Origin of the sequence: Saccharopolyspora rhizosphaerae (assembly GCF_003931915.1) — a bacterium.
Taxonomy (GTDB): domain Bacteria; phylum Actinomycetota; class Actinomycetes; order Mycobacteriales; family Pseudonocardiaceae; genus Saccharopolyspora; species Saccharopolyspora rhizosphaerae.
Genome location: NZ_RSAA01000014.1, coordinates 243646 through 258128, shown reverse-complemented (window position 1 = coordinate 258128; position 14483 = coordinate 243646). Strand labels below are relative to the sequence as shown.

Here is a 14483-nt window from a genome sequence, read left to right as displayed (position 1 = left end):
ACGTGACATCGGGAACAGTGCGAGGAGCGTGGCGATGCTTGACCGGCGAACGGTTTGCGACGAGCGTCGGGGGCATGACCGGTGGACGTCCCGCGAGCCGGCCCGGCCTCCGCGAGGTCCGTGCCGGTCTGCCCGAAGAACTGGGTTCCGCTGTGGACGCCTTCGAGCGGCAGCTCGACGTCGAACGCGGGCTCTCCGCGCACACCGTGCGCGGGTACGTCACCGACGTCGTCTCGCTGCTGGCGCACCTGGCCGCTGCCGCGGGTGACGCCGGTCTGGGCGGGCTCGACCTGCAGGTGCTCCGAGAGTGGTTGTCCGCGCAGCACAGCACGGGGCGCAGCCGATCCACGCTGGCCCGCAGGACGGCGTCGGCGCGAGCCTTCACGGCGTGGGCGTTCAAGGCAGGGCTGCTGCCCTCCGACCCCGGCCCGAGGCTCGCCGTGCCCTCGCGTCCACGCAAGCTGCCGCCGGTGCTGCGCGCCGACCAGGCCGATCAGGCCATGAGCGCCTCAGCCTCCGGTGCGGAACAAGGTGATCCGGTTGCTCTGCGTGATCACGCAGTCGTGGAGGTCTTGTACGCCACCGGTGTTCGCGTGGCCGAGCTGTGCGGATTGGACGTCGAGGACGTCGACCGCGAACGTCGTGTCCTGCGCGTGATCGGTAAAGGGGACAAGGAACGGGTCGTGCCGTTCGGCCTACCCGCCGATGAGGCACTCGGGCGTTGGCTCCACTCCGGACGGCCTAAACTGGTCCGCGATCCGTCGAACTCCGCGTTGTTCCTGGGAGTCCGGGGTGGACGACTCGATCCGAGGGCAGTGCGGCGAACCGTGCACGACGCACTCGGCGCGGTCGGTGGTGCGCCTGACATGGGGCCGCACGGACTTCGGCACTCGGCTGCGACCCATTTGTTGGAGGGTGGCGCAGACCTCCGTAGCGTTCAGGAGTTGCTTGGTCACGCTACGCTCGCAACGACCCAGCTTTACACCCACGTGACCGTTGAACGGCTGAAGGCGATCCATGACCGAACCCACCCCCGTTCCTGACCATGCCGGGGGCGGCGCCGACACGGTGGCCGCGAGATCGAACTCGGCACCGGTGAACGACCGCGACCAGGGCGGCGCCGCCAACGGCCACCGGCCGAAGCTGCCCGGAGCTCTGGCGCTGGCCACCGCCCAGGCGGTGTGGGACACCAACGGCCAGCGCAGCGGTGATGAGGTCGAGGCAGGCATCGTCGCGCTGTGGCAGAAGTTCGGGGAGCACCCCACGCAGGAGCTGCGCGACCGGCTGGTGCTGCACTACGCGCCGCTGGTCAAGTACGTCGCGGGCCGGGTGGGCACCGGTCTGCCATCGCACGTGGAGATCTCCGACCTGATCCAGTCAGGGATATTCGGGCTGGTCGACGCGATCGAGAAGTTCGAGCCCGAGCGCGGGCTGAAGTTCGAGACCTACGCGATGCAGCGGATCCGCGGTGCGATCCTCGACGACCTGCGCGCCCAGGACTGGGTTCCGCGTTCGGTGCGCAGCCGGGCCCGCGACGTGGAGCGGGCGCTGGAGCGGCTCGAGGCGAAGCTGCAGCGCACGGCCACCGACGCGGAGCTGGCGGAAGAGCTGGAGCTGTCCATCGAGGAGCTGCGCGAGCTGTTCGCCCAGCTGCAGATGACCAGCGTCGTCGCGCTGGACGACCTGATCGGCGCCGGGAACGCGCAGGCCTCGCTGGCCGAGACGCTGCCCGACGACCGGGCCGAGGACCCGGTGGCCGCCCTGGTCGACCGCGACAGCCGGCGCCAGCTCGCCGAAGCCGTCGAGCGCCTCAGCGAGCGGGACCGGATCGTGGTGACCCTCTACTACTTCGAGAACCTGACGCTCGCCGAGATCGGCAAGGTCCTCGGCGTCACCGAGTCCCGCGTCTGCCAGCTGCACACCCGCGCGGTGCTGCGGCTGCGCACGAAGCTCACCGAGCAGAGCTGACCTGATCACCACGGCAGCAGCCGCACCTGGCTTCCGATCAGCGAGAGGGGATCGCGGTAGTCCCCGCCCTCCCGCAGGCCCCAGTGCAGGCACGCCTGCGCCGGACAACCGGGGTGCCCGGGTTCCAGGTGGCCGATCACCTGCCCGCGGGTGACGCGGTCGCCGCGCGCGACCAGCGGGGTGATCGGCTCGTAGCTGGTGCGCAGCCCGCCGGGGTGCTCCACGGAGACCACGCCGCGGTCCACCAGCAACCCGGCGTGCACCACCACGCCCTCGGCCGCTGCCAGCACCGGTTGGCCGGCCCGTCCCGCCAGGTCCACCCCGCGATGCCCCGGGCCGAACGCCGACTCGGGTTCCTCGAACGGGCGCACCACCGCGGGCGGGTCCAGCGGCCAGCCGAACCCCACCGCGGCGGGCGGGGCCGGAGCCGCAGGTGGGGCGTCGGCGACAGCCGGCCCGGCGAAGCAGGCCAGGGTGACGCCGAGCAGGGCCGGGATCAGGATCCGCATGCCTCCACCGTGGCCCACTCACGTGCGCGATGACCAGGACGGACGGAAGATCTGTGGACAAACCGGGCGCCTGTGGACCACTCCCGGTCCGCGATCGGGTGGTGGGTTGCGCGTCCAGTACACTGTCCACGCGGTTTCGTGTGCGCACGGACCGACTACGCGTGCCCGCGCGTGCGCCACCGAACTGCTCCCGGATCGCTCCGGGTGCTGCGCCGGTCGGCCACCGGGTCTCCCGCGGTCCCGCCTCGTCGAGGGGTGGGTGGGGGAGTCGGGCGGGCACCAGGGCGGCGGGTCACCCGGCTCGTCGCAGCAACCGGAAATCGCGCGTCCGCGCAGGACGCGCCTGACTCAAGAGGTGAACACAGGCCATGGCCGTCGTCACCATGAAGCAGCTGCTCGACAGCGGCGTGCACTTCGGGCACCAGACCCGGCGCTGGAACCCGAAGATGAAGCGCTACATCTTCACCGAGCGCAACGGCATCTACATCATCGACCTGCAGCAGACGCTGACCTACATCGATGGTGCGTTCGACTTCATCAAGCAGACCGTCGCCCACGGCGGCACGATCCTGTTCGTCGGCACCAAGAAGCAGGCGCAGGAAGCGATCGCCGAGCAGGCCCAGCGGGTCGGCATGCCGTTCGTCAACCAGCGCTGGCTGGGTGGCATGCTGACCAACTTCCAGACCGTCCACCGCCGTCTGCAGCGTCTCAAGGAACTCGAGACCATGGAGCAGACCGGTGGCTTCGAGGGTCGCACCAAGAAGGAGATCTTGATGCTGACCCGCGAGAAGGACAAGCTGGAGAAGACGCTCGGCGGTATCCGCGACATGTCCAAGGTGCCCAGCGCCGTGTGGATCGTGGACACCAAGAAGGAGCACATCGCCGTCGGTGAGGCTCGCAAGCTCGGCATCCCGGTCGTGGCGATCCTGGACACCAACTGCGACCCGGACGAGGTCGACTACCCGATCCCGGGCAACGACGACGCGATCCGCTCCGCCGCGCTGCTCACCCGCGTGGTCGCCGATGGTGTCGCCGAGGGCCTGATGGCCCGCTCCGGCCGCAACAACGGTGCCGCCGCCGAGGGTGGCGAGGACAAGCCGGCCGGCGACGAGCCGCTGGCCGAGTGGGAGAAGGAACTGCTGGCCGGTTCCGGCCAGGCCGCCGAGGGCGGCGAGCAGCAGCCCGCGCAGTCCTGATCACCCGCGCTGCGCACCCGCTGGACCTCACCGGGTGCGCAGCGCGATCAGGCTGCTCGCCAGTCACACTGGCACCAGACCCACGTCGGGCCGAGAGCACTGCCGCTGATCGCGGCGCTCCGCTCGGTGTCGGGTCCGCAATCCGGAAAGATCTTCCACCTCCGTATCAACAGGGACGGACTACGCACGATGGCGAACTTCAGTGCGGCCGACGTCAAGCGTCTTCGCGAGCTGACCGGCGCCGGCATGATGGACTGCAAGAAGGCTCTTGAGGAGAACGACGGCGACTTCGACAAGGCCGTCGAGGGCCTGCGCATCAAGGGCGCCAAGGACGTCGGCAAGCGCGCCGAGCGCGCCACCGCCGAGGGCCTGGTCGCCGCCGAGAACGGCGTTCTGATCGAGCTGAACAGCGAGACGGACTTCGTCGCCAAGAACGACGAGTTCATCGAGCTGGCCAACAAGGTCGTCTCCGCTGCGGCCGCCGCCGGTGCGACCGACGTGGACTCCGCGCTGGCCGCGAAGCTGGACGACAAGAACGTCGGCGAGGCCATCCAGGAGCTCTCCGCCAAGATCGGTGAGAAGCTGGAGCTGCGCAGGGTCAAGAACTTCGACGGCCAGGTGGCCACCTACCTGCACCGCCGCTCCGCGGACCTGCCCCCGCAGGTCGGCGTCCTGGTGCAGTACACCGGTGACGACTCGGAGGCCGCTCGCGGCGCCGCGATGCAGGTCGCCGCGCTCAAGCCCACCTACCTCTCCCGCGACGACGTCCCCGAGGACATCCAGGCCAACGAGCGTCGGATCGCCGAGGAGACCGCCAAGGAGGAGGGCAAGCCGGAGAAGGCCCTGCCGAAGATCATCGAGGGTCGTCTCAACGGCTTCTTCAAGGAGAACTGCCTGCTGGACCAGCCGTCCGTGCAGGACAACAAGAAGACCGTCAAGGCCCTGCTGGACGAGGCCGGCGTGACCGTGACCGGTTTCGTCCGGTTCGAGGTCGGTCAGGCCTGATCCACGCCGCGGCGGATGCCGGCCGCACCCCGGTGGGGGTTCGGCCGGCGCACCGGCCCCGGCGGCCGTGGGACACGGCACGGCGCCCCGCCTTCGTCAACGAGGCGGGGCGCTTTTGCAAGTAGCGGCGGTTCCGCGGAGCGGAGCCGCGCCCGGGTATCGGTCGCTCACCAGGCGGGTACCCGGTTCACAACCCGCACACACCGATGAAGTGCACTGTCAAGACCTCGCGGGAGGATCCAAGTGACCGACGACGGCCCGGCTCAGCGTGGTTACGGTCGCGTGCTGCTCAAGCTCGGCGGCGAGATGTTCGGGGGCGGCGCCGTCGGGATCGATCCCGAAGTGGTCGCCACCGTGGCACGCCAGATCGGTGAGATCGTCGCCGACGGGGTCGAGGTGGCCATCGTGATCGGTGGCGGGAACTTCTTCCGCGGCGCCGAGCTGCAGCAGCGCGGCATGGACCGCGCGCGCGGCGACTACATGGCGATGCTGGGCACGGTCATGAACTGCCTGGCGCTGCAGGACTTCTTGGAACGCGAGCACGGCATCGACACCCGGGTGATGACCGCGATCACGATGGGCCAGGTCGCCGAGCCCTACATCCCGCGGCGGGCGTCCCGGCACATGGAGAAGGGCCGCGTGGTCATCTTCGGCGCCGGCACCGGCATGCCGTACTTCTCCACCGACACCACCGCCGCGCAGCGGGCGCTGGAGATCGGCTGCGAGGTCGTGCTGATGGCCAAGGCCGTTGACGGCGTCTACACCGCCGACCCGAAGACCACGCCCGACGCGAAGCTGTTCGAGCACATCACCCACCGCGAGGTGCTCGAACGCGGCCTGAAGGTCGCGGATGCGACGGCGTTCAGCCTGTGCATGGACAACCAGATGCCCATCCTGGTGTTCAACCTCCTGGAGGAAGGCAACATCGCCCGCGCCGTGGGCGGTGAGAAGATCGGCACGCTGGTCAGCACCCCGGCCGCCGAGGAGCTCTGAGGGTGCTGGATCCTGATCTGGTCGTGGGGCCGCCCAGGAGGCGCGCCGAACGACACGCCACACTTGCAACGTCCACTGGTCGGCACACTTAAGGAGCAGCCGTGATCGACGAAGCTCTTCTCGAAGGCGAGGAGAAGATGCAAAAGGCTGTGGAGGTGGCCAAGGATGAGCTGGCCTCCGTCCGCACCGGTCGCGCGAACCCCGCGATGTTCTCCGGCATCGTCGTCGACTACTACGGATCGCCGACGCCGCTGAACCAGCTCGCCAGCATCTCCGTCCCGGAGGCGCGGCTGGTCGTCATCAAGCCCTACGACGCCAGTCAGCTGGGTGCGATGGAGAAGGCGATCCGCGATTCCGACCTCGGGGTCAACCCGTCCAACGACGGTCAGCTCATCCGCGTCGCGATCCCGCAGATGACCGAGGAACGCCGCAAGGAGATGGTCAAGCTCGCCAAGGCCAAGGGCGAGGAAGGCCGGGTCACCATCCGCGGCATCCGCCGCAAGGTGAAGGAGGAGATCGAGCGCATCGTCAAGGAGGGTGAAGCCGGTGAGGACGAGGGCTCGCGTGCGGAGAAGGAACTCGAGAACCTGACCCACCGCTACACCGGTCAGGTCGACGAGCTGCTCAAGCACAAGGAAGCGGAACTCCTCGAGGTCTGAGTGGTGACGCCCGGCCAGTGTGCAGACGAGTCCGGAATGTCGGCCGACGACGTTCCGGACCCGCCTTCGCGTCCCTCCCGGGCCGGACGTGACCTCCGCGCCGCCATCGGCGTCGGGGTCGTGCTCGGGGCGGCCGTCATCCTCTCGTTGCTGATGGTCCGTTTCGTGTTCATCGGCATCGCCGCAGCGGCCGCTCTGGTCTCGACCATCGAACTGGCCCACGCCGTGCGACGCGCGGCGGGCATCCGGGTCTCGTTAGCACCCGTGCTGATCGGTGGGCAGGCCATGATGTGGCTGTCCTGGCCGTTCGGCCTGCGCGGCATCCTGATCTCGTTCGCGATCACCGTGCTGGGCTGCCTGGTGTGGCGGTTCCGCAACGGCATCGAGGGCTACGTGCGCGACGTGACCGCATCGGTGTTCACCGTCGCCTACGTCCCGCTGTTCACGGCCTTCGCCGCGATGCTGGTGCGACCGGAGGACGGCGCCTTCCGAGTGCTGGTCTTCCTCATCTGCGTGGTCGCCTCGGACACCGGTGGCTACGCGTCCGGCGTGCTGTTCGGCAAGCACCCGATGGCGCCGGTGATCAGCCCGAAGAAGTCCTGGGAGGGCTTCGCCGGGTCGATGATCGGCGGCGTGCTCGCCGGTGTGCTGTCGGTGTGGCTGCTGCTCGACGGCCAGTGGTGGATGGGTGCGCTGGTCGGCGCGGCGCTGGTCTGCAGCGCGACGATCGGTGACCTGATGGAGTCGGTGATCAAGCGCGACCTGGGCATCAAGGACATGGGCAACCTGCTGCCCGGGCACGGCGGCCTGATGGACCGGATGGACTCGCTGCTGCCGTCGGCACCGCTCGCCTGGATGATGCTCTTCTGGCTGATCCCGGGCTGATGCGGACCCGGCGCGCGAAGCGGGCTCCGGAGGTCCGGCCGAGCCCGAACATCTGGAACTGGCCGGAGGTCTACGAGGCGGAGAACCGCGCTCAGGACTCGACCGGAGCGTTGTGGAAGGCGTTGCGAGCCGAGCGGGACTGGGCAGGCCTGGACGTGGTCGACGTGGGCTGCGGTGACGGCTTCCACCTGCCGGTCTTCGCCGCCACCGCTCGCTCGGTGATCGGTGTCGAGCCGCACGAGCCGCTGGTGGAGCGCGCTCGCGCCCGCACGGCGGGCACGCCCGGGGTGGACGTCCGCCTCGCCCCCGCGCAGCGCCTCCCGCTGGCGGACCGCAGCGCCGACCTGGTGCACGCCCGCACGGCCTACTTCTTCGGGCCCGGCTGCGAACCGGGCCTCGCCGAGGCGGAGCGGGTCCTGCGCCCAGGCGGCACGCTCGCGATCATCGACCTGGACGCGGCCGCCCCGCCCTACGGCGACTGGATGCGCGCCGATGCTCCGCAGATCGATCCGGACGCCATCGAGTCGTTCTTCACCCGCCACCACTTCACCAGCACGACGGTCTCCACGCTCTGGCGCTTCGACGACCGGGAGACGCTGGAGGCGGTCCTGCGCATCGAGTTCTCGGCCGGGACCGCCGCCCGGGCGGCCGCCGAGTCCCCGGGCCGCACGATCCCGGTCAGCTACCGCCTCCGGACCCGGACCAAGCCGACCGGTCTCGTCACTCCCTGAGAGAGAGGTCCCTGCGCTGCTCCAGCCGGTGCTGACGTGACCTCGGCGGAACCGGCTGTCCTGCGAGCGCGGTTCTGCTCCCGTAGCGCGGTGAACGGACGTCGAGAGGGCGTTCGAACCGGTCGAGGACGTCCCCAACGCGGTGGGAATCCGCGTCCAGGGGGACGCGGATTCCGGCGGGCCGGGTCAGAAGGTGGCGTCCGCGGGTTGCCGGGTGACGGCGTTGATCCGGTTGAACATGTTGGAGACGCCGATCATCAGGGTCAGCGCCGCGATCTGCTCCTCGCTGAAGTGCTCGGTGAGGCGCTTGAACAGCTCGTCGTCTACGGGTTCGCCGCGGTCGGCGATCCGGGTCGTGGCCTCGGCGAGTTCCAGAGCCGCTCGTTCGGCGTCGCTGAACCAGGGAGCCTCCCGCCACGCGGCCACCGACCAGATCCGGTCGTCGCTCATGCCGGCCTGCTTGAGCTGCTTCGCGCTGTAGTGCACGCAGAAGCTGCAGCCGTTGATCTGGCTGGAGCGCAAGTGCACCAGTTCCAGGATCTGCGCCGGGACGTCGACCGAGTGGACGGCCTTCAGCAGCGCCTGGATGGACGTGAACGCCTCCGGGAGCAGCATCGCGGGGTTGTTCATCCGTGCTTGCATGGTGGGTACCTCCCTGTCACACGAGCCCGTTCCGGCTCGTCATTCCTCATGACGGGTCGAGGCGGAGGAATGTGACCGATGGACGAGGAATTCCTGGCGAAGCAGTTCGAGCAGCACCGCAAGCGACTCGCGGCGGTGGCGCTGCGGATGCTCGGGTCCCACGCCGAGGCGGAGGACGCCGTGCAGGAGGCCTGGTTGCGGGTGTCCCGCGCGGGCACCGACGAGGTGAGCAACCTCGGCGGCTGGTTGACCACGGTCGTCGGTCGCATCTGCCTGGACGTGCTGCGCTCCCGGCGGTCCCGGCCCGAGTCGCCCGCCGAGGACCTGCCCGAGCCTTCTGAAGGGCCGACGCCGGAGACCGAGGCGGTGATGGCCGACTCGGTGGGCTTGGCGCTGTTCGTGGTGCTCGACGCCCTCGAACCCGCCGAGCGCCTCGCCTTCGTCCTGCACGACATGTTCGCGGTGCCCTTCGACGACATCGCGGCGATCGTGGGGCGCAGCCCGTCGGCCACCCGGCAGCTCGCCAGCCGGGCCCGTCGGCGGGTGCGCAGGGAGCGGTCAGAGCCAGACCTGGTCGCCCAGCGCGAGGTCGTCGACGCGTTCCTGCGCGCGGCCCGGGAGGGTGACTTCGAGGGCCTGCTCACCGTGCTCGACCCGGACGTGGTGCTGCGTGCCGATCAGCGCGCGGTGGACGCCGCGGCCCGAGCTCGCAAGGCCGGTGCCCCGGCGCTCACCACCGAGTCGCGCGGTGCGGAGCTGGTGGCCCGGGCGTTCCAGGGCGGGGCCAAGCTCGCACGCCCGGCGCTGGTCGCCGATGCCATCGGTGCCGCCTACGCGCCACGCGGCAAGGCGCACTCGGTGTTCCTGATGACCATCCGCGCCGGCCGGATCACCGAGATCGAAGTCATCGCCGAGCGCGACCACCTCACCGAGCTCGACCCGGTCGTGCTGGACTAGTCCCCGGTGGGCTCCGCTCCGCTCAGCGAGCCCGGCTGCGGAACCTCGTACGCCTTTCCGCGAGCACGTCACGCGTCGTCCCGGCGAGCTCGCCACGAAACGGGTCGCGGGAGCGGGTCCGCCACATCAGCGAAACCCGAGAACCGTTCGGGAACACGGCGGAGCCTCTGTTCCGGACCTCCACCTCGCGCGGGTGCGTTCGAACTTCGCGCGATGTTCGACTCCGACGGAGAGCCGTCGAAGTTCGACGGGGTCTCAGGCCGGTACCGCCGCGGTGCTCCAGGTGGTCGCGCAGGGCTCACTCGCCGGTGCGTTGCGCGGTGTCGATCAGCGCGAAGCGTGCGCCGACGACGTCGCGCACCACGGCCTGCCGGCCGTACGGGCTGTCGGTGGGCTCGCGCAGCACCTCACCGCCCAGCTTCCGGACCTTCGCGATGGCGGAATCGGTGTCGTCCTCCTGGCTGACCTGGAAGTACAGCAACCAGTGCGGCGGGGTCGACTCCGGCAGCGTCAGGCCGGCCTCGAAGCGGCCCAGCGTGGGCTGCTCGTCGACGTACCAGACGGTGTAGTCGAACGCGCCGCCCGGCTGGCCGATCTGCTCCTGGCGGTAACCGAGCAGCTCGGCGTAGAAGGGGTCGGCCGCGGAGGCGTCGCGGGTGTGCAGCTCGGCCCAGCACAGCGCACTGGCGCGTTCCCAGCCGAAGGTCGCGTTCTCCGGTGCTTCCCACAGGCCGACGACCGCGCCGGTCGGGTCCTCGGCGATGAGGAACACCTCGTGGCCTGGGGTTTCGGTCGGCGGCACGAGCACCTTGCCGCCGAGCGCGCGGACCCGTTCGGTCGCGCGCCTGGCCGAGCCGCACTCCAGGTACAGCGTCCAGGCGGTCGGGATGTCGTCGGACTCCGGCGCGAACACCGCCGCAACCGGGGTGTCGTCGGCGAAGGCGACGGCGTAGTCGCAGCGCTGCACCCAGCGCCAGCCCAGCAACCCGGTGTAGAACTCGCGCACGGCCTCGGTGTCGCGCGACGCGAGATCCACCCAGCCGGGTGCGCCCAGTGCGATGCCCACAGCGATCACTCCCGAAAGACGCCGGTCCACAGGCAGCGTCACGGTTTCGTCGTCCTTCCGCAATGCGAAGCCCCCGAATGACGCCTTGATAGGGGCACGACCGCGTGATCGACTGGGAAACGTCCTCTGCACGCACACGGTCATCTCAGGAGCAGCCATGGCACACCGCGCGGCGCAGCCGGTGACCGCGGGCCTCAGCCGGCTTGCTCAGCTGGACCGTCACGAACGTGCGCGCATCGTGCGCCAGCTGCGGCACGAGTACCCGGCATTCCGGTCGATGTTCCGCCAGGCGGTCGTCGCGCGGGCCGCCGCGTTCGCGTCCGCGCTGCTGCTGGGCACGTCGGTCATGGCGCTGGCGCAGGGCGTGAACATGTGGGTGGTGGCGGGTCTCGTCTTCGCCGGCATGGGCGGGTTCTGCTACGTCGCGGTGACGTTGACCAACAGCCGCTTCGACCTGCTGATGGCGGTCCTCGGCGCCCACCGCACCGACGAGCTGCACAGCAAGTTGATCACGGAGCAGGTCTACGGCGAGGAGATCGCCCAGGTCGAACGGCAGCCGGAGCGCCCGCAGCAGAAGGTCGTGCCCTCACACGCGGTCGGTTCCCGGCTGACCGGCGAACCTAGCTCGGCACACTGATCGACAGCGCCGCCGCGATCTCGTCACCGACGAAGTGCGTTTCGGCGTCCGGAGGTTCGCCCACGCGCACCACCAGCGGACCGCCGAAGGGCTTGCGCTCCACGATCTCGATCCGCGACCCCAGGGTCATGCCGTGCTCGGTGAGGTAGCGCAGCAGCTCCGAGTCGGTGTCCCAGACGCGCGCGATGGTGCCGATGGTGCCGGGCTCGATCTGGTCCAGCTGCCGGGTCCGGGGTGCGGCCAGTTCGCCCTCGGCCGTGGGGATCGGGTCGCCGTGCGGGTCGACGGTGGGGTTGCCGAGCTTGGTGGCGATGTGCTCGACGAGCTCGTCGGAGACGGCGTGCTCCAGCGCGTCGGCTTCGGTGTGCACCTCGTCCCAGCCGTAGTCCAGCTCTTCGACCAGGAACAGCTCGATGAGCCGGTGCCGGCGCAGCACGGAGTGGGCGAGCCGGCGGCCTTCGGGGGTGAGCTCGACGCTGCGGTAGCGCACGTGGGTGACCAGGCCCAGCTGGTCCAGTTTGTTGATCATGCCGGAGACCGAGGAAGGGCTGAGCCCGAGGCGCGCGGTCAGCGTCGCGTTGGTCACGGGCTCTCCCCGTTCGCTGAGCCCGTAGATCGCCCGGAGGTAGTCCTCCACCGAAGGGGAGGGGCGCTCGGTTCCGCTCGGCATGACTTTCACGATACGGGCGGCGTCGTCACCGCGGTCGTGCGGTCACCGACCACCGCACGCCGTCGCAGCGCGCGCGGGAGCAGACCCTGCCCGGGTGCCAGCAGGTGGGCGATCGCGAACACCACTGCCTGGCAGAGCACGATCATCCCGCCCGTGGAGGTGTCGACGTGGAAGCTCAGGTACGTGCCGGTCACCGAGCACAGCACCGACAGCCCGGCGGCCGTCAGCAGCATCCGCGGGAACCTCTTGGTCAGCAGGAACGCCGTCGCGCCCGGGATGATCAGCATCGCAGTGACCAGCACGACCCCGACGGCCTGCAGGGCGACCACCACGGTCAGCGCCAGCATCGCCAGCAGCAGGGTGCCGGTCCAGCGCGGGGAGATGCCGATCGCGTGCGCGTGGGTGGGGTCGAAGGCGTAGAGCGTGAAGTCGCGCCGCTTCAGCGCGGCCACCGCGAGCACCCCGGCCGCGATGATCAAGACCTGCGCGATGTCGAAGTCGGTGACGCCCAGGACGTTGCCGAACAGGATGTGGTTGAGGTCGACCTGGCTGGGGATCCGCGACACCAGCACCAGCCCGAGCGCGAAAAGCCCGGTGAACACCACGCCGATCGCCGCGTCGCCCTTGAGCCGCGTGGTGCTGCGCACCCCGGCGATCAACCCGACCGCGAGGCTGCCGAACAGGAACGCCCCCACCGAGAAGGGCATCCCCAGCACGTAGGCGAGGACGACCCCCGGCAGCACGGCGTGCGACACGGCGTCGCCCAGCAGCGACCAGCCGATCAGCGTCACCCAGCAGGACAGCACCGCGCACACCAGCCCCGCGACGAGGCTGACCAGCAACGCTCGCTGCATGAACCCGAACTGCAGGGGTTCGACCAACCACTCGATCATCGCGCCTCCACCCCGAACGTGCGGGCCAGCACCTCCGGTGCCAGGACGTCGTTGGTCGGCCCGTGGGCGACCACGCGTTGCTGCAGCAGGACCGCTTCGTCGCACAACTCGGGGACGCTGGCCAGGTCGTGGGTGGAGATGACCACGGTGCGCCCTTCGTCGCGCAGCTCCCGCAGCAGGTCGCTGATCGTGGCCTCGGACTTGGTGTCCACCCCGGCGAAGGGTTCGTCGAGGAGCAGCAGTCGCGCGTCCTGGGCGATGCCTCGGGCGACGAAGGCCCGCTTGCGCTGACCGCCGGAGAGCTCCCCGATCGGCCGGTCGGCCAGGTCGGTCAGGCCCACGCGGGTCAGCGCCGCGCGCATCGCGGCCTTGTCGGCGCGGCGCGGGCGCCGGGTGGGCCCGAGGTGGCCGTAGCGGCCCATGAGCACCACGTCGGAGACCGTCACCGGGAACGTCCAGTCCACCGCCTCGGACTGCGGCACGTAGGCGAGCAGCCCCTCGCGCCGCGCCTGCTTGCGGTCGCGGTCCATGATCCGGATCTCGCCCGTGTCCGGCCGGACCAGGCCCATCAGCGCCTTGAACAGCGTCGACTTTCCCGACCCGTTCATCCCCAGCAGGCCGCAGACGCGTCCTTCGCCGATGTCGACCGTCACGTCGTCGACGGCGAGGACCTCGCCGTAGCGGACGGTCACGTGGTGGGCGGTGATGGCGTTCACGGTGCTCCTCCGCGCAGTCCGGCGACGATCACCCGCGCGTCGTGGCGCAGGAGGTCCAGGTAGGTGGGGACGGGTCCGCCGGGCCCGGACAGCGAGTCGACGTAGAGCGGTTCGCCGAGCTCCGCCCCGGTCTCGCGGGCGACCTGCCGCTGCGCGCCGTCGTTGACGGTCGACTCGCAGAACACCGTCGGCACCGCGTTGCGGCGGACGAACTCGGTGGCGGCCTTGATCTGCTGCGGAGTGCCTTCGGACTCGCTGTTGACCGGCCACAGGTACGCCTCGCTGAGCCCGGCGTCGCGGGCCAAGTAGGAGAACGCGCCTTCGCAGCTGACCAGTGCACGCTGGCTGTCGGGCAGCGCGGCGAGCTCGTCGCGCAGGTAGCGGTCGATCTCGGCCAGCCGCGCCAGGTAGGCGTCGGCGTTCGCGCGGAAGGTGGCCTCGTGCGCGGGGTCGATCCGGATGAAGGCGTCCCGGATGTTGGTGACGTAGAGCGCGGCGGTGCGCGGCGACATCCACGCGTGCGGGTTGGCCTTGCCGTGGTACTCGCCGCTGCGGATCGGGACCGGGTCGACGCCCTCGGTCAGCGTGACGTGCCGGGCCTCGCTGCGCTGCAGGAACCGGTCGAACCAGCGCTCCAGCCCGAGACCGTTGTCCAGCACGACGTCGGCCTTGGCGGCCTTGAGCATGTCGCTCGGGGTGGGTTCGTACTCGTGGATCTCGGCGCCCGGCTTGGTGATCGACTCGACCACCAGGGCGTCACCGGCGACGTTGCGCGCCATGTCGGCGAGCACGGTGAAGGTCGTGACGACGTGCTTGCGGCCGTCGTCGTCGCGGCCCAGCCCGGTGCTGCAGCTCGAGACCAGCAACGCGAGCACGACCAGGGCGGCCATGTTTCGGTGGCCTGCGAGTCCGGGTTTCGCCACGCCGAAAACCATACCTCGGTCGTCCGAGATCGC

The 14483-nt window shown here is 70.1% G+C and carries 17 protein-coding genes; 10 read left to right on the top strand and 7 right to left on the bottom strand.

Going from position 1 to position 14483, the window contains the following annotated elements; all coding sequences use genetic code 11:
- Nucleotides 1–74 precede the first annotated feature (74 nt).
- Both EIL87_RS14270 and whiG read left to right on the top strand, forming a co-directional pair.
- A complete protein-coding gene (locus tag EIL87_RS14270; protein ID WP_125091128.1) occupies nucleotides 75–1043 on the top strand; it encodes a tyrosine recombinase XerC in 969 nt (322 codons plus the stop codon).
- Nucleotides 1018–1968 carry an RNA polymerase sigma factor WhiG gene (gene whiG, locus EIL87_RS14265; protein ID WP_125091003.1) on the top strand — a complete coding sequence of 317 codons (951 nt, stop codon included), beginning with the start codon at nucleotides 1018–1020 and terminating at the stop codon, nucleotides 1966–1968. The genes EIL87_RS14270 and whiG overlap by 26 nt, the downstream gene beginning before the upstream one ends.
- 5 nt (nucleotides 1969–1973) lie before the next feature.
- Here whiG and EIL87_RS14260 read toward each other — a convergent pair whose 3' ends face one another.
- Nucleotides 1974–2477, bottom strand: coding sequence for a M23 family metallopeptidase (locus tag EIL87_RS14260; protein WP_125091002.1), 504 nt, complete (start codon nucleotides 2475–2477; stop codon nucleotides 1974–1976).
- 368 nt (nucleotides 2478–2845) lie between these two features.
- Between EIL87_RS14260 and rpsB the strand changes: the two genes are divergently transcribed.
- From rpsB to EIL87_RS14230, 6 genes are all read left to right on the top strand, one after another.
- Nucleotides 2846–3673: a 30S ribosomal protein S2 gene (gene rpsB, locus EIL87_RS14255; protein WP_125091001.1), complete on the top strand. Its 828-nt coding sequence runs from the start codon at nucleotides 2846–2848 to the stop codon at nucleotides 3671–3673.
- 189 nt (nucleotides 3674–3862) lie between these two features.
- A complete protein-coding gene (gene tsf / locus EIL87_RS14250) occupies nucleotides 3863–4678 on the top strand; it encodes a translation elongation factor Ts (protein WP_125091000.1) in 816 nt (271 codons plus the stop codon).
- A 243-nt stretch (nucleotides 4679–4921) separates the two neighbouring features.
- Entirely contained in the window at nucleotides 4922–5671 is a 750-nt protein-coding gene (gene pyrH / locus EIL87_RS14245) for a UMP kinase (protein WP_125090999.1), read from the top strand.
- Nucleotides 5672–5772: 101 nt separating this feature from the next.
- Nucleotides 5773–6330, top strand: coding sequence for a ribosome recycling factor (frr, locus tag EIL87_RS14240; RefSeq protein WP_125090998.1), 558 nt, complete (start codon nucleotides 5773–5775; stop codon nucleotides 6328–6330).
- Nucleotides 6331–6366: 36 nt separating this feature from the next.
- Nucleotides 6367–7215, top strand: a complete 849-nt coding sequence (locus tag EIL87_RS14235) for a phosphatidate cytidylyltransferase (RefSeq protein WP_125090997.1) — start codon at nucleotides 6367–6369, stop codon at nucleotides 7213–7215.
- Nucleotides 7215–7946: a class I SAM-dependent methyltransferase gene (locus tag EIL87_RS14230; RefSeq protein WP_125090996.1), complete on the top strand. Its 732-nt coding sequence runs from the start codon at nucleotides 7215–7217 to the stop codon at nucleotides 7944–7946. Before EIL87_RS14235 ends, EIL87_RS14230 begins: the two co-directional genes overlap by 1 nt.
- Before the next feature lie 186 nt (nucleotides 7947–8132).
- On the opposite strand, the gene EIL87_RS14225 is transcribed toward EIL87_RS14230, so the two are convergent.
- A complete protein-coding gene (locus EIL87_RS14225) occupies nucleotides 8133–8588 on the bottom strand; it encodes a carboxymuconolactone decarboxylase family protein (protein ID WP_125090995.1) in 456 nt (151 codons plus the stop codon).
- Between the two features lie 78 nt (nucleotides 8589–8666).
- On the opposite strand from EIL87_RS14225, the gene EIL87_RS14220 reads away from it, so the two are divergent.
- Nucleotides 8667–9545: a sigma-70 family RNA polymerase sigma factor gene (locus EIL87_RS14220; RefSeq protein WP_125090994.1), complete on the top strand. Its 879-nt coding sequence runs from the start codon at nucleotides 8667–8669 to the stop codon at nucleotides 9543–9545.
- 298 nt (nucleotides 9546–9843) lie between these two features.
- Here the strand turns inward: EIL87_RS14220 and EIL87_RS14215 are convergent, their stop codons facing one another.
- Nucleotides 9844–10611 carry a VOC family protein gene (locus tag EIL87_RS14215; protein WP_125090993.1) on the bottom strand — a complete coding sequence of 256 codons (768 nt, stop codon included), beginning with the start codon at nucleotides 10609–10611 and terminating at the stop codon, nucleotides 9844–9846.
- Nucleotides 10612–10768: 157 nt separating this feature from the next.
- Here EIL87_RS14215 and EIL87_RS14210 point away from each other — a divergent pair, with 157 nt between their 5' ends.
- Nucleotides 10769–11248, top strand: coding sequence for a hypothetical protein (locus EIL87_RS14210; RefSeq protein WP_125090992.1), 480 nt, complete (start codon nucleotides 10769–10771; stop codon nucleotides 11246–11248).
- Here the strand turns inward: EIL87_RS14210 and EIL87_RS14205 are convergent.
- Genes EIL87_RS14205 through EIL87_RS14190 form a run of 4 tightly spaced genes read right to left on the bottom strand, consistent with a single transcriptional unit; the run spans nucleotide 11232 to nucleotide 14417 of the window.
- Nucleotides 11232–11918 (bottom strand): metal-dependent transcriptional regulator, encoded by a 687-nt coding sequence (locus EIL87_RS14205; RefSeq protein WP_125090991.1) that lies wholly within the window; start codon nucleotides 11916–11918, stop codon nucleotides 11232–11234. The genes EIL87_RS14210 and EIL87_RS14205 overlap by 17 nt on opposite strands.
- Nucleotides 11919–11923: 5 nt before the next feature.
- Nucleotides 11924–12811 (bottom strand): metal ABC transporter permease, encoded by an 888-nt coding sequence (locus EIL87_RS14200; protein ID WP_125090990.1) that lies wholly within the window; start codon nucleotides 12809–12811, stop codon nucleotides 11924–11926.
- Nucleotides 12808–13527, bottom strand: a complete 720-nt coding sequence (locus tag EIL87_RS14195; RefSeq protein WP_125090989.1) for a metal ABC transporter ATP-binding protein — start codon at nucleotides 13525–13527, stop codon at nucleotides 12808–12810. Before EIL87_RS14195 ends, EIL87_RS14200 begins: the two co-directional genes overlap by 4 nt.
- A complete protein-coding gene (locus tag EIL87_RS14190; protein ID WP_125091127.1) occupies nucleotides 13524–14417 on the bottom strand; it encodes a metal ABC transporter substrate-binding protein in 894 nt (297 codons plus the stop codon). The genes EIL87_RS14195 and EIL87_RS14190 overlap by 4 nt, the downstream gene beginning before the upstream one ends.
- Nucleotides 14418–14483 lie beyond the last annotated feature (66 nt).